The 240-nt window shown below is 29.6% G+C and carries 1 protein-coding gene; it reads left to right on the top strand.

The window, feature by feature from the left end:
* On the top strand, nucleotides 1-240 hold a 240-nt coding region (locus ACIR131C_RS26330; RefSeq protein ID WP_035372629.1), incomplete at both ends, for a hypothetical protein.

The following is a 240-nucleotide window of genomic DNA, read 5'->3' as shown; positions in this document are numbered from 1 at the left end:
AAAGATTAAAGGAATATCAGATTGAAGTTGTGAATGATGAGTTAATCATTACAGATGAGGATGATTTATTATTTGAGTATAATCCTAAAAGTCAAGAAAGTCAACGGGTTCAGGAAACTTTATTTCATGAGAAACAAAGGATTATTGAAGGTTGTTTATTTGGTGTGGATATTAACTCTAATTCTGTGAAAATATGTCAGTTGCGGTTATGGGTTGAACTTTTGAAAAATGCTTATTATA

Source organism: Dolichospermum circinale AWQC131C (assembly GCF_000426905.1).
GTDB lineage: Bacteria > Cyanobacteriota > Cyanobacteriia > Cyanobacteriales > Nostocaceae > Dolichospermum > Dolichospermum circinale.
This window is presented reverse-complemented; position numbering and strand designations above follow the sequence as displayed.